This is a genomic window from Prescottella defluvii (assembly GCF_000738775.1).
Taxonomy (GTDB): Bacteria; Actinomycetota; Actinomycetes; order Mycobacteriales; family Mycobacteriaceae; genus Prescottella; species Prescottella defluvii.
Window position 1 is genome coordinate 1 of record NZ_JPOC01000030.1, and the last position, 19,519, is coordinate 19,519.

The following is a 19,519-nucleotide window of genomic DNA, read 5'->3' on the forward strand; positions in this document are numbered from 1 at the left end:
ACCGGAAGGGCGCACAGGCGCCGAAGGTGCCTAGAAGCTGTGTTCGTCGGCCGGGAACGTGCCGGCGCCGACCTCAGCGGCGTATGCCGCGGCCGCGTCGCGCAGGGCCGTGCCGACCTCGCCGAAGCGCTTGACGAACTTGGCGGTCTTGCCGCTGGTGAAGCCGGCCATGTCCTGCCAGACCAGCACCTGGGCGTCGCACTCGTGACCCGCGCCGATGCCGACGGTCGGGATGGTCAGCTTGCGGGTGACCTGGCCGGCGAGTTCGGCGGGCACCATCTCCATCACGACGGAGAAGGCGCCGGCCTCCTGCACGGCGATGGCGTCGGCGATGAGCTGCTCGGCGCCGTCGCCACGGCCCTGGACGCGGAAGCCGCCGAGGCTGTTGACGGACTGCGGGGTGAACCCGATGTGTGCCTGTACCGGGATCCCGGCCGCGGTGAGCGCCGCGATCTGCGGGGCCACCCGCTCGCCGCCCTCGAGCTTGACGGCGTGCGCCTGGCCCTCCTTCATGAAGCGGAAGGCGGTCTCGAGTGCCTGCTGCGGCGACGCCTCGTACGTGCCGAACGGGAGGTCGGCGATGACGAGAGCGTGCGGTGCGCCGCGGACGACACCGCGCACCAGCGGGAGCATCTCGTCGATCGTGACGGGCACGGTGGTGTCGTAGCCGTAGACGACGTTGGCGGCGGAGTCCCCGACGAGCAGGACCGGGATGCCGGCCTCCTCGAAGAGCCGCGCGGTGGAGTAGTCGTAGGCGGTCAACTCGGCCCAGCGGGTGCCCTCGGCCTTCATCGCCTGCAGGTGGTGGATCCGGGTCTTGCGCTTGGGGGTGCCGGAGGATGTCGAGCTTGTTGAGCCGTACGGAGCGGTCTCGGACATCGTTGTCCCTTTCTCGCCTCGAGGCCCGCCTGTGCGGGTCCCCGGGTTGGGTGATGACGCCTTCAGTCTGCCACCGAGGCCTGGGCCCACGAAGGGGCGGATCAGTGCCGTTCGTCACACGGATCCGCCGCGTTCTGCGCACTTGTCGCGCCCCGGGCGGGGGTGTGCACAGCGGCAAGTGCGCAAAACGGGGGAGGAGTGGGGGTGGGGCCGGACATGGCACCATCGAAGGTATGCGGACCGGACGCCGAACCCTGCTCGTCGCCACGATCGCGGCGCTGACCGTGTCGGCCGTCGGTTGCACGACGGAGCCGTCCGACGGCACCGTCTCCGGCAGCCCCGTCGCCGCCGAGGCCGGTGCGCCGGGTGCGGGGGTCGTGCCGGCGGGCCTCGAGTCGTTCTACACGCAGCAGATCGCGTGGGGCTCGTGCGACGGTTTCGCCACCGACGGCGGCGAGCTGAGCCCGACACTCGAGTGCGCGCGGGTCACCGTGCCCCTCGACTACGACGCCCCGGGCGGCGACACCGCGCAGATCGCGATCTCGCGGTCGGCCGCGACCGGTGCACGGGTGGGGTCGCTGCTGGTCAATCCGGGAGGCCCGGGGGCGTCGGGGTTGAGCACGGCGTCCGTCGCGGACGGCACCGAGGTGGCCGAGCGCTTCGACGTCATCGGGTTCGACCCGCGGGGCGTCGGCGCGTCCACGCCGCAGGTCCGGTGCCAGACCCCGCAGGAGACCGACGCCGAGCGCCGCGAGCCGAACGTCGACATGAGCCCGGTGGGCATCGCCCGGGCAGAGGACGAGAACCGCACCTACGCGGCGCGTTGCGCGGAACGGTCCGGGATCCCGCTGCTCGCACACGTGGGAACCCGCGAGGTGGTCCGCGACATGGACGTCATCCGCTCGGTGCTCGGCGATCCCCAGTTGAACTATCTCGGCTTCTCGTACGGCACCCGGATCGGCACGGCCTACGCGGAGACCTTCCCCGGCAACGTGCGCGCGATGGTGCTCGACGGTGCGCTCGATCCCGAGCAGGATCCGGTCGAGGAAGTGGTGTTGCAGGGCGCCGGCTTCCAGCAGGCGTTCGACGCTTTCGCCGCGGACTGCGCGCGGGCGGCGGACTGCCCGCTGGGGTCGGATCCCGGCGGGGCCGACGCCCGGTTCCGTGCGCTGGTCGATCCGTTGGTGGAGCGCCCGGCGGCGACGACCGATCCGCGCGGCCTCAGCTACGACGACGCGATCACCGGCGTGCAGCAGGCGCTGTACTCGCCGAGCCTGTGGCGGCCGCTGCGCGCCGGGCTGACGGACCTCGCCGCGGGCCGCGGGGACGAGTTGCTGCTGCTCGCCGACATGTACGAGGGGCGTCTGGACGACGGCAGCTACTCGAATCTCGAGGACGCGTTCAATGCGGTTCGTTGCGTCGACGATCCGCCGGTGACGGACCGGGCGGTCGCGGGGGAGGCGGACACCCGGTACCGGGAGGTGGCGCCGTTCCTCGACGACGGCCGCGGCACGGGCAACGCTCCGCTCGACGTGTGCGCGTTCTGGCCGGTGCCGAACACGGGTGCGCCGCACACGATCGACCCGGCGGCGCTGCAGGAGTTGCCGACGGTGGTCGTCGTCTCGACCACCGAGGACCCGGCGACGCCGTACCAGGCGGGGGTGAACCTGGCCAAGCAGCTCGGGGGTGCGCTGATCACGTACCGGGGGACCCAGCACACCGCGGTGTTCGACGGCGTCGGCTGCGTCGACGATCCGGTCTCCGCGTACCTCGTCGATCTCACCGTCCCCGAACCGGACCTGACGTGTTGAGCCGGCCGGGCGAGACCGATTTCACGATGTAACACAGATTTAACGCAGTTTGCTTAGTCTCGCGGATATGGATCGCCAAAAAGAGTTCGTGCTTCGTACCCTCGAAGAGCGCGATATTCGGTTCGTGCGGTTGTGGTTCACCGACGTGCTCGGGTACCTCAAATCGGTGGCGATCGCGCCCGCGGAACTGGAAGGTGCCTTCGAGGAGGGCATCGGTTTCGACGGATCGGCGATCGAGGGCTTCTCCCGCGTCTCGGAGGCCGACACCGTCGCCAAGCCGGACGCGTCGACGTTCCAGATCCTGCCGTGGGCGCACAAGGACGGCGCGCAGCACTCGGCGCGCATGTTCTGCGACATCGCGATGCCCGACGGCACGCCGTCGTGGGCCGACCCGCGCCACGTGCTGCGGCGGCAGCTGAGCAAGGCCAGCGACCTCGGCTTCTCGTGCTACGTGCACCCCGAGATCGAGTTCTTCCTGCTCGAGAACGGGCCGATCGACGGCACCCCGCCGATCCCCGCCGACAGCGGCGGCTACTTCGACCAGGCCGTGCACGATCGCGCCCCGAACTTCCGGCGTCACGCGATCGACGCGCTCGAGTCGATGGGCATCTCGGTGGAGTTCAGCCACCACGAGGCCGCGCCCGGCCAGCAGGAGATCGACCTGCGGTACGCGGACGCGCTGTCGATGGCCGACAACGTGATGACGTTCCGGTACGTCGTCAAGGAGGTCGCGATCGACGAGGGCGTGCGGGCGTCGTTCATGCCCAAGCCGTTCAGTGATCAGGCCGGTTCGGCGATGCACACGCACATGAGCCTGTTCGAGGGCGACACCAACGCGTTCCACAACCCGGACGATCCGATGCAGTTGTCGGCGACCGGCAAGGCGTTCATCGCCGGCATCCTCGAGCACGCCAACGAGATCAGTGCCGTCACCAACCAGTGGGTCAACTCCTACAAGCGTCTGGTGCACGGCGGCGAGGCGCCGACCGCGGCCACGTGGGGCCCGTCGAACCGCTCGGCGCTGATCCGTGTCCCGATGTACACGCCCAACAAGGCGTCGTCGCGTCGCGTCGAGATCCGTAGCCCCGACTCGGCGTGCAACCCCTACCTGGCGTTCGCGGTGCTGCTCGCGGCCGGCCTGCGCGGCATCGAGAAGGGGTACGAGCTGCCCGCCGAGGCCGAGGACGACGTGTGGTCGCTGACCAACGCCGAGCGCCGGGCGATGGGCTACAAGTCCCTGCCCGGAAGCCTCCAGGAAGCGCTGCGCGAGATGGAGCAGTCCGAACTCGTGGCGGAGGCCCTGGGCGAACACGTCTTCGACTTCTTCCTCCGCAACAAGCGCCGGGAGTGGGAGGACTACCGCAGCCAGGTGACGCCGTTCGAATTGAAGGCGTACCTGGGGCTGTAGAGCGTCCCAGCCGAACCGTACGATCCCCGAAGAGGTGACACGCGTGCCCTGTCCGGCCAGTCCACGTTCCGATCGTGACGACGTGTGGATCGGGGTGACCCGGTGAGGCCTCCGTACGCGCGTTCGGCGGTGCCCGGGGTCGGCCGGCTGGGGCTGGTCGAGCCGACCGCCCCGGACGAGCTGAAGGCACTGGGCTGGTCCGATCTCGACGACGTGGAACTGTTGTGGTCGCTGTCGCGGGCCGCGAACGCGGACCTGGCGCTGCGCACACTGGCGCGGATGCAGGAGAGCTTGGGCGACGGGTGGGCCGAGTTGGACGCCGCGCTGCGCACCGACACCGGCCTGCGCGGCCGGCTCCTCGGGGTGATCGGCGCGTCCAGTGCGTTCGGCGACCACCTCGTCGCGCACCCGACGGCGTGGAAGTTGCTCGCCGGTGGCACGCCACTGCCCTCGAAGGACGAGCTCACCCGGCGCCTGCTGGCGTGCGTCGGCGCGGTACCCGAGACCGGCCCGCACGCGTCCTCGATGCTCTACCGGGCTGCGATCACCGGGCCGGAAGCGGTTGCGGCGCTGCGGGACTGCTACCGCGACCAGATGATGGTCCTGGCGGCGGCCGACCTTGCCGCGACCGTGGAGAACGAACCGGTGGTCCCGTATCAGACGGTGGGGCACCAGCTCTCGGACATGGCGGACGCGGCGCTGACCGCGGCGCTGTCGGTGGCCGTGGCCACGGTGTGCCCGGACGAGCTGTGCCCCGTCCGGATCGCGGTGATCGCGATGGGCAAGTGCGGTGCGCGCGAACTCAACTACGTCAGCGACGTCGACGTCGTGTTCGTGGCGGAGCCGTCCAACGCGATCTCGAGCCGCATCGCCGGCGAGATGATGCGCATCGGGTCGTCGGCCTTCTTCGAGGTGGACGCGGCGTTGCGGCCCGAGGGCAAGCGCGGAGAGCTGGTCCGGACGCTCGACTCGCACATCGCCTACTACAAGCGGTGGGCCAAGACGTGGGAGTTCCAGGCGCTGCTCAAGGCCCGGCCCATGACCGGCGACCTCGAGCTGGGCCGGCAGTACACCGACGCGCTGGGCCCGATGGTGTGGACGGCGTCCGAGCGTGAGGACTTCGTGCCCGAGGTGCAGGCGATGCGCCGACGCGTCGAGGACTCGGTCCCGCCGGAGCTGCGGGAACGCGAACTCAAGCTCGGTCGCGGCAGCCTGCGCGACGTCGAATTCGCCGTCCAGCTCCTGCAACTGGTGCACGGCCGTGCCGACACGTCACTGCGCGTGAAGAGCACAGTCGATGCGCTCACGGCGCTGGCGGCGGGCGGCTACGTGGGCCGCGACGACGCCGCGAACCTGACGGCGTCGTACGAGTTCCTGCGCCTGCTCGAACACCGGTTGCAGTTGCAGAAACTCAAGCGCACGCACACTCTGCCGCCGCCCGACGACGAGGAGGCGCTGCGGTGGCTCGCCCGGGCCGCGCACATGCGCCCCGACGGCCGCAACGACGCGCTCGGTGTGCTGAACGCGGAGATCAAGCGCAACTCGCACCGGGTGCGGCGCCTGCACGCCAAGCTGTTCTACCGCCCGCTGCTCGAGTCGGTGGCGCGGCTCGACAAGGAGGCGCTGCGGCTCGGCCCCGACGCCGCGATCCGGCAGTTGGCGGCCCTCGGCTACTCGGCTCCCGAGAACGCGCTCGGGCACCTGACCGCGCTCACCGCCGGCGCGTCCCGCAAGGGCCGCATCCAGGCGCTCCTGTTGCCGACCCTGCTTGAATGGCTCAGTGACACGCCGGATCCCGACGCCGGGCTGCTGGCCTACCGGCGCCTGTCCGACGCGCTGGTCGACGCGACCTGGTTCCTGCGACTGCTGCGTGACGAGGCGTCCGTGGCACAGCGCCTCATGACGGTGCTCGGCTCGTCGGCGTACCTCCCGGACCTGCTGATCAAGGCGCCCGACGTGATCAGGCTGTTCGCCGACGGCCCGTCCGGTCCACGCCTGCTCGACCCCAATCCCGAGGACGTCGCGCGGGGCATCCTGTCGTCGTCGGCGCGGTACGTCGACCCCGTCCGCGCCATCGGTGCGGCGCGATCGCTGCGTCGCTACGAGCTGGCGCGGATCGCGAGCGCCGACGTCCTCGGCATGCTCGACGTCCCGCAGGTGTGCCGGGCGTTGTCGTCGGTGTGGGCCGCGGTGCTGGGTGCCGCCCTCTCCTCCGTCATCCGGCAGAGCGAAGCCGAGACCGGCGCGCCCGCGCCCGCGACGTTCGCCGTCATCGGTATGGGCCGACTCGGCGGTGGCGAACTGGGCTACGGCTCGGACGCCGACGTCCTGTTCGTGTGCGAGCCCCGCGAGGGCGTCGACGAGACCCGAGCGGTCAAGTGGGCCAACATCGTCGGAGACCGCGTCCGGACCCTGCTCGGCGCCCCCAGCACCGATCCGCCGCTCGAGGTGGACATCGGACTGCGGCCGGAAGGGCGGAGCGGCCCGCTGGTGCGGACTCTCACGTCGTACGAGGCGTACTACGCGCAGTGGGCGCAGGCGTGGGAGGTGCAGGCGCTGCTACGGGCACACGCGGTGGCCGGCGACGCCGATCTGGGTCTGCGGTTCCTGCACATGATCGACAAGACCCGCTACCCGGAGGGCGGGGTCTCCGAGCAGGCGGTCCGCGAGATCCGCCGGATCAAGGCCCGCGTCGACTCCGAACGGCTCCCGCGCGGAGCGGACCCGGCCACCCACACCAAACTCGGCCGCGGCGGTCTCGCCGACATCGAATGGACCGTCCAGCTCATCCAGTTGCGGCACGCCCACGAGATCCCGTCACTGCACAACACCTCGACCCTCGAGACACTCGACGCGATCGGCGCGGCGGAACTGTTGAGCGAGACCGACATCGAGTTGCTCCGCGACGCGTGGCTCACCGCGACCAAGGCCCGCAACGCGCTCGTCCTGGTACGTGGCAAGCCCACCGACCAACTACCCGGCCCGGGCAAGGTCCTCGCGGCCGTCGCCCAGGTCGCCGGCTGGCCGGGCGGCGACGCCAACGAGTTCCTCGACAACTACCTCCGCGTCACCCGGCGCGCGAAGGCCGTGGTGCAGCGGGTGTTCGGGGGAGAGTAGTTCGGGGACAAGCGCTTCGACGACGCACACCCACCGGGCGTGCGCTCGAGGGAGAATGGTCCGCATGTCCACGCAACTCGAGGTCACCGATCAGGGAACGTTGCTGACGTTCACCTTCGCCGATCTGATGAAGTACCACGGCCCGGCCGCACCCGGCGGCGTCGCCCATGCACTCAAGGTCCTCGAGCGGGCGTTGCCGCTGCTCGACGCCTCCGGACCGATCGAGCGTCGGGACGTGGAAATCGCCACGGCGCACGGCGGTCCGGGCGTCCGCGACACCTTCGAACTGGTGCTGCGTGCAACCACGGGCGACCGGTACGTCGTCGATCCCGCGCTCGCCCGGCCGGAGCGCGGAACGACGTTGGCCAACTACGTCTTCCGGCTCACCTACCGGGGAAACTCGGTCACCCTGCAGGTCCGCGACGGCTTCGTCGCCGACGAGTTCATCGAACTCGTGAACAAGAGCGGCCGTACCGACGCCGACGAGGAGCGCCTGGTGGTGCTCAAGCAGGAGATGACCGACCGGCTGCTCGCAGTGCCGGCCGCCGAGGTCTACGACGTCGACTGACGTGTCCTGGTAACAGCTGAAGGGACCCTTCGGCGCCTGCGAGCGCACGAAGGGTCCCTTCAGCTGGAGGGGCGGGGTCAGCTACCGGTGTTGTCCAGCCAGCGCAGCAGTGCGTAGAGGAAGCGCGTCGAGCCGGGCATGAAGTTGTTGCCGTGGTGGTAGGTCGGGTCCAGCGTCGTCGCGATGATCCGGCCGGGCGTCGAGGCGGTGTCCTCGAACAGCATCATCCCGGCGTCGCGCAGGTCGCCGTTCTCGTCGGGCTCCTCGGACACCAGCAGTGGGACGACGTCGGCGTCGGTGTGCAGCAGGCCGTGGTGGTGCCAGATCACCGACTTGGTCGAAAGGTATTCCCACGCCTCGTGTTCGGGGCTGCGGGTGCGGATCAGCGGATCCTCGCCCTCGAGCCACCACCAGAAGTTGGTGGGCCGCGCCGTCCACGTGACGCCGGGCAGCCAGGTGTGCGCCGCATTCTCACCGAGGACGACGAGGGTGCCGCCGCGCTCGGCGACCGCGAGGATCTGCGCGGTGTGCCGGCGGAGCAGTTCGGGGTGCAGGCGGTCGGCGAGGATCACGGTGTCGAAACCGTCGAGATCGCCGTCGGCGAGATCTGCGAGGTAGAGGAACTCGGGCTGGTGCGCGATCACCGCCGGGTCCTTCAGCGTCTGCAGGTGGAAGTGCGATCCGCCGTGCACCAGCGCGAGTCGACGCTGCGAGCGCGGTGCGCGGTCGGTGCGCGAGAAGGGTTCGATCGTGGTCATGCCTGGGCCTCCGGGTCGAGCTGGGCCAGCCACGTCAGCAGCTGCGGGAAGATGCGTGCGGAGGTGTTCGGGTCCTCCTGGTAGACGGCGAGATCGATGCCGCCGTGGACCAGCACTTGGCCGGCGCCGAGCGGGTAAACGTAGTCGACGGGCAGCGCGTGACGTCCGATGCGGTTGGTGACGACGGCGCCGTCGGGCAGCTTCTGGCTGTAGCCGCGCCCGTAGAAGCCGGAGACGCCGCGCCGGAAGCTGACGTCGGCGGGGTCGACGCCCTCCCACACGGGGTGCGGATCCCCGGCGGTGATCGCGAGGTCCTTGGGGCCCGAGTACTGCAGCTTGCGCCACTGGCCGAGGCCGGGCAGGAAGTCCGTGAGTGGGTGGCCCATGATCGCGATGCGGCCGCCGCCGGTGACGAACTCGGCGAGCACGTCGCGGCGACGCTCGAGGAAGATCTGGTCGCAGTTGCCGTTGATCAGCAGGCCACGCACGTCGGCGAGATCCTGCGTGTCGAGGTCGTAGAGGTCGACGGGCTGCACGCGGCGGGCGGCGGTGGTGCCGCCGGACATGCCGGTGTTCGTGCCCATCACGAGGTGCAGGACCGGTGGAAGTGACTGCGGTGCAGTCGAGTCGAGAGTCATCGTGATGCTTTCTGAAGGGTGGCCGCGGGTTCGGCGGCCGCGAATGTGTCGTAGCGGGTGTAGAGGACGGTGCGCGGGGTGCCCCGGTCGTCGACGGTGGCACTGACGACGTCGATGCCGTACAGGTCGCTGAGCATGTCGTCGGTGACCAGTTCGCTGACCGGGCCGAAGCGGATGTCCTCGGGCGAGCGCATCACGATCGCGCGCCCGCCCAGGTGCAGGGCGTGGTCGGGATGATGGGTCGTGAGCAGGATCCCCATCCCGTCCGCGGCGAGGTCCCGCAGCAGTTCCAGTACCCGCGCCTGGTTGCGCAGATCCAGTGCCGAGACGGGCTCGTCGAGGATCATGAAGGTGCAGTCCGACGCCAGCGCCCGCGCGATCAGCACGAGTTGCCGCTGCCCGCCGGACAGTTCGGAGAAGCTGCGCGCGCCGAGGTCTGCGATGCCGACCCGCTCCAGTACCTCCCGGGTGCGGGTGATGTCGGCGCGGCCGGGCGTCGCGAACGCGGAGACTTTCTTGGCCCGTCCCATGAGGACCATGTCGAACACCGAGTAGGCGAAGCTCGACAGGCTCGCCTGTGGGACGTAGCCGATCGCGGTGTCCCGCTCCACGCGTCCCTCGCGCATCGGCGACAGGCCGGCGATGCATCGCAGCAGCGTCGTCTTGCCCTGGCCGTTGGGGCCGAGGATCGAGGTGATGCCGCCGTCGATGCGCAGGTTCGCGTGCCGGAACACCCAGTCGCGCCGGGGATAGTGGAACCCGCCGTCGTGAATCTCAAGCATCGATGAAGGCCTGTCTGCGTGAATTCCGAAGGAGCAGAACGAACACCGGGGCGCCGATGATCGCGGTGAGGATCCCGAGCGGGATCTCCCCGGAACTGACGGTGCGCGAGAGCGTGTCGATGATCGTCAGGTACGCGGCGCCGAGGACGAACGTCGTCGGCATGGAGATCCGGTGGTCCGGCCCCACCCACAACCGGGCGATGTGCGGGACCACCAGGCCCACCCAGCCGATCACGCCGGACACGGCGACCGCGCCGGCGGTCATCAGCGCCACCATCGTCAGCAGGACCGCGCGCAGTCGTCCCGGATTCACCCCGAGCGAGGCGGCGTCGTCATCTCCCAGCGAGAGGATGTTGATCCGCCAGCGCAGCCCGATGACGACGGCGGAGCCCAGCAGGATCGGGACCGCCGCGATCAGCACCTTCGCCATGTCGGCGGTGGCCAGGGAACCCATGAGCCAGAACACGATCGACGGAAGCGTCGAGTACGGGTCGGCGACGTACGTGATGAACGACACCAGCGCCGAGAAGAACGCGCTGGTGACCACGCCGCCCAGGACGATCATCAGGATCGCGCCGCCCGAGCGGGTCCGCCCGATGAGCAGCACCATACCGAGCGCGGCGAGGCCGAACAGGAACGCGCCGCCGACGAGGAACGTCGAACCCAGCCCGAACATCAGCGCCAGCACGCCACCGAACGACGCGCCGGACGAGACGCCCAGGATCTGCGGGCTCACCAATGGATTGCGGAACGCGGCCTGCAGCGCGGCGCCGCCGAGTGCGAGACCGCCGCCGACGATCATGCCGAGGAGTACCCGCGGAAGCCGCACGCCCAGCACGACGTTGGACTCCGCGTCGGTCCAGGTGCGGGGGAGAGAGATCACCTCGTTGATCAGGATGCGGGCCACCTCGTTGACGGGCACCGTGTAGCGGCCCACCGACAGTGAGATCAGGCCGACCGCGACGATGCCGACGGTGAGGACGACCGGCACCAGGATCCGCGACGACCGCCGTGTCGGCTGTTCGGCCGCGGTCTCAAGCACGGAAGGCGTCATAGCCTGCGCTGTTCGTGTTGGCCGGCACCTGGAGGATCCGGTCGACGTCCGCATCGGTGACGTCGTAGGCGTACAACGTGCGGTAGGTCTCGCGGATGCGCTCGCGCAGTTCGTGGTTCACGTCCGGGAAGAACACGGAGTTCACCCACAGCCACATCAGGTTCGACTCGTTGCACGGCGGATCCCACGAGAAGCCGCCGATCGGGGCCTTGTAGACCCGCTTGTTCTTCACCGCGGACAGCGACGCCCACTTGGGGTCGGCGTAGACGTCGGCGGGGGTGGTCGGCTCGAAGTTGCCGAGGATCAGGACCTCCGGATCCCAGCCGAGCACCTGCTCACGGGTGACGCCGAGGCTCGACCCGCTGCCGGCACCCGACGCGACGTTCTTGCCGCCGGCGAGCTGGATCCAGAAGTCCATGTAGCTGTTGTCGGCGCCGACCTTGATCTCCGGCGCGTTGTACAGGTACATCACCCGGGGTGCGGCCGAGGCGTGCGCGGCGGCGGTCTTCTCGACCAGCGCGCGGTCGGCGGCCATCTTCGCAAGCACCGCGTCGGCCTCGGTCTTCTTGCCCAGCAGGTCGCCGAAGATCTTGATCCAGGCCTCGAGATCCTCCTGCGTGCCGTACTTGAGCAGGATCACCTTCAGGCCCGCGTTGCGCAGCGGCGCGACGATGTCGTCACCCTTGTCCCCCCACTGGATCACCACGTCCGGGTTGAGGCTCAGGATGTGCTCGACGTTCGGCACGAAGTCGTTGCCCGCGACCACCGGGGTGTCGAGGAACTGCGGGAACATCGTGCCCAGCATGCCCTTCGAGGCCATCGAGATCGCGACCTGGTTGACGCCGACGTTGCGGGCGGTGGACTGGTCCGAGCCGATGATCATCGACGGCACGGGGATGATGGCCGACGCGATCCGTCCCACCGGGGTGTCGAAGGTGACGGTGTTCTCGTACTGATCGACGATCGTGATCGGGCCGGCCGTGGCGGCGCCGGCGTTCGAGGCCGTCTCGGTGACGGCCTCGCGGCTCGAGCACGCGGTGACACCGAGGGCGCCGAGCGCGAGCGCTGCGACCCCCATCGAGCGCATGAGGTCGCGGCGTGTGAGCGCGGCGGTGAGGTTCGGGGAACGGGGAGGGGTCGACATGAGGCTCCGCAGGCAGAAGTCGTTGGCGCGGTGGCCGTTCGGGAACGGCGCCAACCATCCGGGATCGGCTGGTTAGGTGAGCATACAATAACTAATGGAAGGCTTACCTGAGTGCCGTTTGTCTGGTTTGGAAACGGCGAGGTCCGCGGACGAAATTTCGCCCGCGGACCTCGCCGTGTCGGTGTGTGGCCTGCTCAGCCGTTCGCGAAGAGTCTGATGCGCTGCTCGCGACTGTGCTCGAGGTGGGCGCGCATGTGCTCGCGCGCGGCCTTCTCGTCGCGGGCGCGCAGGGCCTCGAGGATCTGCTCGTGCTCGTTGTTGAGCAGGTCGGGTTCGCCGTAGTTCGACGGCGGTCCGCTGTCGTAGATCCGCAACTGGGTGGTGAGCCGCACCAGCAGCGTCATGATCGTCGTGTTGTGCGCGGCCTGCCACAGTGCCTCGTGGAACCGGAAGTTGTCGGTGCGGGCCATGGTGTCGTCGGCGGCGCCGCAGCACGAGTTGTGCAGGCGCTCAAGTCGGGCCATGTCGAGGTCGGTGTGCCGGATCGCGGCGGCGCCCGCCGCCTCCGACTCGAGTGCGACGCGTGCGGCGTAGATCTCGATGACGTCCTCGGGGGTGCCGGAGCGGACGCGGAATCCGCGCGCAGCGCGCTCGAGCAGGCCGTCGTGGGCGAGCCAGTTCAGGGCCTCGCGAATCGGCGTGCGTGAGGCGCCGTACTTCTCGCTCAGTTGGGTCTCGTGCAGTGCCGCGCCCTGCGGGAACTTGCCGGCGAGGATGTCGGCGCGCAGGTGCAGGTACTGCCTGGACGTCTGATCGGAGCGGCCGGCGGCGTCGGAAGGTATGAGCGCGCCGAGTTCCGTCAGGTCGTCCCCGTATGTCATCGGTGCCCCCATCGGTCGTGTTCTGCGTCGGACCCGCTGATTATGCCACTGACGTCAGTCGGATACTTGCGTATACGCAAGTCGTCATTTAGGTTCATGGTCGCTGATCGTCGTAGTGAGGATGTGGAAGTTGTGTAGCGCAGCGTGGCCCCTGGTTCAGGCGGAGGAACTCGCCCCCGATCTGGGAGCGCAGGACGCGCCCGTGGTGCTCGATGTCACCGTCCTACTCGCACCGGCGCGGTTCGACGGCGACTACCGGCCGGAATCGGGTGCCTCGGCCTGGCATGAGGCGCACCTACCCGGATCGAGGCACATCGACCTGCTCACCAGCTTCTCCGACGTCGCGGCCGAACTGCACTTCAGCAGGCCTTCCGTGGACAGGCTCGCGGAAGAGCTTGCCGCACTCGGCATCTCTGCCGGCACCGACGTCGTCGTGTACGACCAGGGGTCGATGACGTGGGCGTCGCGGTTCTGGTGGCTGCTGCGCAGCGTCGGTATCCATTCCCGCGTCCTCGACGGGGGACTGGCCCGGTGGCGAGCCGCGGGACTGCCCGTCGGCTCCGGCGACGACGTCCCCGAGCGTCCACGAGTGCCCACCACGGTGGTGGCGCCGTACCGTCCGCTCTGGGCGGACCGGAACGACGTGGTCGCGATCAGCGAGGGCCGAGCCCCCGGCACGCTGGTCTGCGCCCTCGCCCCGGGCCAGTTCTCGGGCGCCGAGAAGACGCGCTACTCGCGCCGCGGGCACATCCCCGGCAGTCGGAACCTGTCGGCGAAGAGCATGCTCGACGACACCGGCCGGGTCCGCGGCGTCGACGAGATCCGGGCCCTCGCCTCGGAGGCGCTCGCCGGCACCCAGGATCCGGTGGTCCTCTACTGCGGCGGCGGCATCTCCGCCTGCCTGTCCGCGCTCGGCCTGGTGCTCGCCGGATATGACGGCATCAGCATCTACGACGGCTCCCTCGAGGAGTGGACCGCCGATCCGACGCTGCCACTCGTGACCCTTCGCGGCGGTGATCAGTGACCCGATGTCGTAGGTCCTGACTCCGCCTCCTCGAACTCGTCTTTCTCTCAAGGATTTCCATGACCCACACCGTCACCGGCGACGACCTCGCCGGCGCGCTGGACGCGCTGCGCACCCGGGTGCCCCTCGTCCATTCGCTCACCAACGTCGTCTCCGCGAACTTCCTTACCAACGTGGTGCTCGCGGCCGGCGCCAGCAATGCCCACATCGACAACGCGTACGAGGCAGCCGGGTTCGCGCGGATCGCCGGCGGAGTGCTGATCAATCTCGGCACCCCCGACGACGGCACGGCCGCGGCGTTTGCACTCGCAGCGGAGGCCGCGCACGATGCCGGGACTCCGTGGGTCCTCGACCCCGTCGGCGTCGGCGGACTGCCTTGGCGCAGTGGGCTGGCCGTCGACCTGCTGAAGTATCGGCCGACCGCCGTTCGCGGCAACGCGTCCGAGATCATCGCGCTGGCCGGACTCGGCGGCGACACCCGCGGCGTCGACAGCTCGGACGATCCGGCCGCCGCGGTTCCCGCTGCGGTCGCGCTGCTCGCGCACGCCGACGCGGTCTCGGCGTCGGGTCCGGTCGACCACCTCGTCGGCCGCGCCGCCGACGGCACCGTCGTCGGTGTCCGTATCGGTGGTGGCAGCGCCATGCTGCCGCGGGTCACCTCGACCGGGTGCTCGCTCGGCGGACTGGTCGCGGCCTACCTGTCCGTGGCGCCGACACCGCTGATCGCGCTCGCTGCCGCGCACGCCCACGTCGCCGTCGCGTCCGAGATCGCCGAGGAGAACTCCACGGGTCCGGGCTCGTTCGCCGTCGCCTATCTCGATGCCCTGTACACCGTCGATGCCGCCACCCTCGCCGGTCGAGCCCGCATCGAGTCCATCGACCCGACCGCAATCGCCATGGAGGCTGGAAACCGATGAGCGTCAAGACTTTCTGGTACCTCACGCAGGCCGACGGCGACTACCCGTGGAGCCCGGGCGGGCTGTACCCGGTGGACGGGCAGCGGCAGATCGAACTCGCGAAGACCATCGATGACGGCGGCTTCGAGGGCGCGCTGGTCGCGACGTGGCCCAACGACCCGTTCGTGTCGGCCACGTGGGCGGCCTCGCACACCTCGCGGATGAAGTTCCTCGTCGCGGTGTACGCGAACATGATCCCGGCACGGTTGCTCGCCGAGAAGGCGCTGACGTTCGACGCGTTCAGCGGGGGACGGCTGATGATCAACTCGGTCAACGGCCGCGACAACATCCTCACCAAGTACGACATGAACGTCGAGCACGACCGGCGTTACGAACTGGGGGAGCAGTACTGGGCGGACTTCCGCCGGTACTACCGCGAGGGCACCGAATCGAACTTCCCGAACACGCCCCTGCGTGTCGACCCGCTCGGAGACCGTGAGGTGCCGCTGTGGGGGACCGGCGATTCGCCTGCGGGACTGGAGAACTCGGGGAAGGTGCTCGACGCGTATCTCGCGATGCTGCGCGAGACGTCGTTCATCGAGGACAAGTTCGACGGCGCCCGCAAGGCGGCTGCCGCGGCCGGTCGCGAGTTCACCGACTTCGGTGCACTGACCGGCGTCATCGTCCGGCCGACCCGCGACGAGGCGATCGAGCGGTTCCGGTCGCTGTTCGAGAAGGCCGGCATCGACCAGATCGGCGACATCCTCGACAAGGCCGTCCGCCGGTGCACCGGTGGGCAGGAGGACCTGCGCACCTTCACCGCGCGGGACGCCCAGCGGCAGGGGTGGGTCGACTCCATCGTGGCCGGCAGGATCCCCGAACCCGACGACCTGTATCTCGGAGACGGCCTGTACGCGGGCATCACCGCCTGGTCACCGCTGGACATCTTCGCGACCGGATCGTCGGCGGTGTACTACGTGGGCGCGCCGGACGAGATCACCGACCACGTCCGGACCCTGCGTGAGCGCACCGGGCTGACCGGCCTGATCCTCGCCGGCTGGCCGCTGATCGACGAGGCGAAGCACGTCGCCGAGCACCTGATTCCGCGGTTCACCGACCTCGACTGACGGAGAGCGGGAGCGGGCGTCGTGACGGGGCGGTCACGGCGCCCGCTGCGCGTTGACGCGGTCCGCGCGGGCGAGAACAGTGAGAGGTACCGATCGTTCTCGGAGGTGTCCGATGGTCAGCGCAGCCCTGTTGGTGCGAGTGGAAGCGAAACGCGGCAAGGAAACCGAGGTCGCGCAGTTCCTCGAGGGCGCGCTGACACTCGTGCAGGAGGAACCCGACACGGTCGCGTGGTTCGCCCTCCGGTTCGGGCCCGCCACCTTCGGCATCTTCGACGCCTTCCCCGATGACACCGGTCGTCAGGCTCATCTCGCGGGCAAGGTTGCCGCGGCCCTCATGGGGAGGGCGGACGAACTCTTCGTCGGGCACCCCACCATCACCAAAGTCGACGTTCTGGCGAGCAAACTGCCGGGCTGACGCCGACACGACGCTGTAGACCGCACGGTCCGACACACGGCAACCTTCCGTCCGTGTGCCGGTAGTGGCGGGTTCCCGGATCGTTCAGTTGCGCCTGGTCTCATCACTGCGCCAAACCGGCAGATGATGAGGAGAGTGGTGTGATGACTTCGCTGACACGGCGTCAGGCGATGAAGGCGTTCACGGTGGCGGCAGGAACGGCGACCCTGGGGGTCGGGGCGATCGGCGCGGCAGCGCCCGCCGGCGCGTTCCCGTTCCAGGAGGTTCGCGTCCTGTCCATCAACATCTGGCACAGCGGAAGCAAGATCCCGAACGGTCTCGAACGGGTCGCCGACATCATCGAGTCCACCCGGGCATCGATCGTGTTGCTCTCCGAGTCGGGTGACGCGACCACCACCCTCGCCGACATCCTGGGCCGGCGAGGCACCCGGTTCCACACCGCCACGTCGTCCGACACCGGCATCCTGTCCCGGTTCCCGGTCGAGGAGACCGCGACGCTGGACTACATGGTCAAGGCGGTGGTGTCGGTGTCGGGCATGCAGGTGGCTGTGTATTCGGCGCATCTCGAGTACCGGTGGTACGCGACGTACCTGCCGCGCGGCTACGGCGGCGGGATCCCCAGCCCCGGGGAGTTCTCGCAGTTCGGATGGAACAAGATGCCCCGGCCCGTCGCCGATCCGACCGTGGTCCAGCGCGTCAACATCGACTCCGGCCGGCCCGCCGTGATCTCCGCGTTCCTCGCGGACGCCGCGCAGGAGCAGGAGAAGGGGCGGTCGGTGATCATCGGCGGTGACTTCAACGAGCCGTCGAACCTGGACTGGACGACGGAGACGAAGGACCTGTTCGACCACAACGGCGTCGTGCTGCCGTGGGAATCGACCCGGTTGCTCGAGGAGGCCGGGTACGTCGACGCCTACCGGCGGATGCACCCGAACCCGGTGACCCACCCGGGATTCACCTGGCCCGCGAGCAACCCCGACGTGCCCGTCTCCGAACTCACCTGGGCGCCCGAGGCCGACGAGCGGGACCGGATCGACTACGTCTTCGCCGGGCGGAACACCCGACTGCGTCTCGTGTCAGCCGGGATGGTCGGGCCGCGGGAGACGATCGTGCGCAACGAGCGGGTGATCGAGGACACGCAGGACCCGTTCGTCGACTCCCCGCTGCCGTGGCCCACCGACCACAAGGCCGTCCTGGCGACCTACCGGGTCCTGCCGTCGATCGGCGGATCCGCCTCCTGACCCGTCGGATTCGCACCCCACGCATACGTAACGGCGCTGTGATGACCCCTGTCACAGCGCCGTTACGGCCGCGGAAGTGACCGCGCACACACGTAGTCCGCAGCGTCGGGCCTGGTCAGAGGCGCTTTTGTGGGATGCGTAGGTAGGTGGGGGTCGAAACAGGTACCCATCCGGGTAGATCTACCGGTGTACCGATCCGGTAACGACGGAACTCTGGGTTGTGCCCGAACACCGATGCCAGACCAAGTGTCGGACCACAGCAAGACTCGGAGGACCCTCGAATGGCCCTGAAGAACACCCGCCTGACCCGTACCACCCGCGGCCTGCTGCTCGGCGCCGTCGCCGCCGGCGCCATCATGATCCCCGCCGCCCCCGCCATCGCGCAGCCGTTCACGGCGCCGAGCTGGGACAGCAGCTCCATCCAGGCCACTCAGGTCGCCAGCTCGACCGGCCAGGCCGCGGCCAACGCCGCACAGTCCAAGGTCGGCTCCCCGTACGTGTGGGGCGCCACCGGCCCGAACTCGTTCGACTGCTCCGGACTCGTCCAGTGGGCCTACAAGCAGGCCGGCGTGTCCGTGCCGCGCACCAGCTACGACCAGGTCGCCGGCGGCACCCCCGTCTCCAAGTCCAACCTGCAGCCCGGTGACGTCGTCGCGTTCTACGGCGCGGACCACATCGGCATCTACATCGGCAACGGCAGCGTCGTCCACGCGCCCACCGAGGGTGACGTCGTCAAGATCTCGCCCGTCGACTCCATGCCCTTCTCCGGTGCGAGCCGCTACTGACAGCCGCCCCGCGCTCCGACCGAACGGGCCCCACACTCCGAAAAGGAGTGCGGGGCCCGTTCGCTGTCTCACCGGGACGATCGGGTCGCGCTCTCGTCAGCTGCTTCGGAGAATCGACCTGGTGGCGTAGTACGCGTCGTCGTCTTCTTCAGGTCCGGGGTGGTGGCGAGGCGCAGCGGGGGCGGTGGTGCGTGTTCCGGCGATGACCTGTGCGACTCGGGGGTCGGCGGCCAGCTCGTCACGAAGGGCTTGGGCTGCTTCCTCCGCTTCGGCGCATGCTGCGCGGTGCGTGGCGGTGACGTGCCCGCCCACCGATTGGACCCGTCCGCGCACGAGTGTCACTGCCTCGTGAACTCGGCGCGCCTTCACGGCGAGGTCGTCGAGTGGTGCGGTGCCGGTCATGGCGTCGCTCCCGGAGTGGTCGGTCGGGTGTGCTGGGCGGGGAGGCGGCACCCGGTCCGGGCGCTGACGAGCGCGGCAACCTTCGTCCCGAGGTCGACGCGTCGTCCGTCGTCGCTGGTGAGGAGCACGTCGTGGTCTCCGGGTTTGTCGACGCGCACAACGACCTCGGTGATTCCGAGTGGCGCGAGGATGTCGCGGGCCGCTTGGAGGATTCGGGGCCAGTCGTCGTCGGGGATGGGTGCGGTGGAGACGTAGTTGGGTAGGTTGATCGCGAGGCCGTCGGTCTTGCCGAAAGGGCCGCTGCAGCTGGATTGCCTGCGCTTGTCCGAGGGCTCCCAGCGTAGTGCGGGGGCGATGGTTGTGGCGGCGCTCATGATCGCCTGTATCGCCTCCCCGAGTTCGGCCTCGGTTTCTTCGAGGGTCGGGAGGGTGGGAAGGATCGCGGCTGCTTCCGCGATCTCCTCGTCGGTGTGGTTGTAGGGGTTGTCCATGATGTCTCCGCAGGCCGTGGTCAGCAGGGTGAGGGTGGCGATCGCTGCCAGTAGCGGCAGGGTTCGGCGGGGGAACGGCGCCACATCTGGTCGGGGGG

19 protein-coding genes are annotated in these 19,519 nt (G+C 69.4%); 10 read left to right on the top strand and 9 right to left on the bottom strand.

Features of this window, described 5'->3' with window-relative positions; translation table 11 throughout:
* Window positions 1–30 precede the first annotated feature (30 nt).
* Window positions 31–879 (bottom strand): 3-methyl-2-oxobutanoate hydroxymethyltransferase, encoded by an 849-nt coding sequence (panB, locus tag IJ15_RS0112590; protein ID WP_031938694.1) that lies wholly within the window; start codon window positions 877–879, stop codon window positions 31–33.
* A gap of 233 nt (window positions 880–1,112) precedes the next feature.
* On the opposite strand from panB, the gene IJ15_RS0112595 reads away from it, so the two are divergent.
* From IJ15_RS0112595 to IJ15_RS0112610, 4 genes are all read left to right on the top strand, one after another.
* Entirely contained in the window at window positions 1,113–2,690 is a 1,578-nt protein-coding gene (locus tag IJ15_RS0112595) for an alpha/beta hydrolase (RefSeq protein ID WP_031938695.1), read from the top strand.
* A gap of 67 nt (window positions 2,691–2,757) precedes the next feature.
* A complete protein-coding gene (locus tag IJ15_RS0112600; protein ID WP_031938696.1) occupies window positions 2,758–4,098 on the top strand; it encodes a glutamine synthetase family protein in 1,341 nt (446 codons plus the stop codon).
* A 102-nt stretch (window positions 4,099–4,200) separates the two neighbouring features.
* A complete protein-coding gene (locus tag IJ15_RS0112605; protein WP_031938697.1) occupies window positions 4,201–7,215 on the top strand; it encodes a bifunctional [glutamine synthetase] adenylyltransferase/[glutamine synthetase]-adenylyl-L-tyrosine phosphorylase in 3,015 nt (1,004 codons plus the stop codon).
* A 64-nt stretch (window positions 7,216–7,279) separates the two neighbouring features.
* On the top strand, window positions 7,280–7,783 hold the full coding sequence (locus IJ15_RS0112610) for a hypothetical protein (protein ID WP_031938698.1): 504 nt from the start codon (window positions 7,280–7,282) through the stop codon (window positions 7,781–7,783).
* Window positions 7,784–7,860: 77 nt separating this feature from the next.
* Here IJ15_RS0112610 and IJ15_RS0112615 read toward each other — a convergent pair whose 3' ends face one another.
* From IJ15_RS0112615 to IJ15_RS0112640, 6 genes are all read right to left on the bottom strand, one after another.
* Window positions 7,861–8,541, bottom strand: coding sequence for a hypothetical protein (locus IJ15_RS0112615; RefSeq protein WP_031938699.1), 681 nt, complete (start codon window positions 8,539–8,541; stop codon window positions 7,861–7,863).
* Window positions 8,538–9,179 (bottom strand): hypothetical protein, encoded by a 642-nt coding sequence (locus tag IJ15_RS0112620; RefSeq protein ID WP_031938700.1) that lies wholly within the window; start codon window positions 9,177–9,179, stop codon window positions 8,538–8,540. Before IJ15_RS0112620 ends, IJ15_RS0112615 begins: the two co-directional genes overlap by 4 nt.
* Window positions 9,176–9,961 (bottom strand): ABC transporter ATP-binding protein, encoded by a 786-nt coding sequence (locus IJ15_RS0112625; RefSeq protein ID WP_031938701.1) that lies wholly within the window; start codon window positions 9,959–9,961, stop codon window positions 9,176–9,178. The genes IJ15_RS0112620 and IJ15_RS0112625 overlap by 4 nt, the downstream gene beginning before the upstream one ends.
* Window positions 9,954–11,015 carry a FecCD family ABC transporter permease gene (locus IJ15_RS0112630; protein ID WP_031938702.1) on the bottom strand — a complete coding sequence of 354 codons (1,062 nt, stop codon included), beginning with the start codon at window positions 11,013–11,015 and terminating at the stop codon, window positions 9,954–9,956. Before IJ15_RS0112630 ends, IJ15_RS0112625 begins: the two co-directional genes overlap by 8 nt.
* The gene (locus tag IJ15_RS0112635; RefSeq protein ID WP_051918826.1) at window positions 10,996–12,159 is read right to left on the bottom strand and encodes an ABC transporter substrate-binding protein; all 1,164 of its coding nucleotides are present in this window, start codon (window positions 12,157–12,159) and stop codon (window positions 10,996–10,998) included. Before IJ15_RS0112635 ends, IJ15_RS0112630 begins: the two co-directional genes overlap by 20 nt.
* 194 nt (window positions 12,160–12,353) lie before the next feature.
* Window positions 12,354–13,040 (bottom strand): GntR family transcriptional regulator, encoded by a 687-nt coding sequence (locus IJ15_RS0112640; protein WP_031938704.1) that lies wholly within the window; start codon window positions 13,038–13,040, stop codon window positions 12,354–12,356.
* Between the two features lie 121 nt (window positions 13,041–13,161).
* On the opposite strand from IJ15_RS0112640, the gene IJ15_RS0112645 reads away from it, so the two are divergent.
* The 6 genes from IJ15_RS0112645 to IJ15_RS0112670 all read left to right on the top strand — a co-directional run bounded on the left by IJ15_RS0112645 (window position 13,162) and on the right by IJ15_RS0112670 (window position 18,528).
* Complete coding sequence (locus tag IJ15_RS0112645; protein WP_031938705.1) at window positions 13,162–14,064, top strand: sulfurtransferase; 903 nt, start codon at window positions 13,162–13,164, stop codon at window positions 14,062–14,064.
* A 59-nt stretch (window positions 14,065–14,123) separates the two neighbouring features.
* Entirely contained in the window at window positions 14,124–14,981 is an 858-nt protein-coding gene (gene thiM, locus IJ15_RS0112650) for a hydroxyethylthiazole kinase (RefSeq protein ID WP_031938706.1), read from the top strand.
* Entirely contained in the window at window positions 14,978–16,087 is a 1,110-nt protein-coding gene (locus tag IJ15_RS0112655) for an LLM class flavin-dependent oxidoreductase (RefSeq protein WP_031938707.1), read from the top strand. The genes thiM and IJ15_RS0112655 overlap by 4 nt, the downstream gene beginning before the upstream one ends.
* Before the next feature lie 112 nt (window positions 16,088–16,199).
* Window positions 16,200–16,502, top strand: coding sequence for a putative quinol monooxygenase (locus IJ15_RS0112660; RefSeq protein WP_031938708.1), 303 nt, complete (start codon window positions 16,200–16,202; stop codon window positions 16,500–16,502).
* A gap of 143 nt (window positions 16,503–16,645) precedes the next feature.
* Window positions 16,646–17,743 (top strand): endonuclease/exonuclease/phosphatase family protein, encoded by a 1,098-nt coding sequence (locus IJ15_RS0112665; RefSeq protein ID WP_031938709.1) that lies wholly within the window; start codon window positions 16,646–16,648, stop codon window positions 17,741–17,743.
* A gap of 281 nt (window positions 17,744–18,024) precedes the next feature.
* Complete coding sequence (locus tag IJ15_RS0112670) at window positions 18,025–18,528, top strand: C40 family peptidase (RefSeq protein ID WP_031938710.1); 504 nt, start codon at window positions 18,025–18,027, stop codon at window positions 18,526–18,528.
* Between the two features lie 96 nt (window positions 18,529–18,624).
* Here the strand turns inward: IJ15_RS0112670 and IJ15_RS26040 are convergent, their stop codons facing one another.
* Window positions 18,625–18,930, bottom strand: coding sequence for a hypothetical protein (locus tag IJ15_RS26040; protein ID WP_156112087.1), 306 nt, complete (start codon window positions 18,928–18,930; stop codon window positions 18,625–18,627).
* Window positions 18,927–19,519: LppA family lipoprotein (locus IJ15_RS0112675; RefSeq protein WP_156112088.1), on the bottom strand; the 593-nt coding region annotated here is incomplete at its 5' end. The genes IJ15_RS0112675 and IJ15_RS26040, both read right to left, overlap by 4 nt.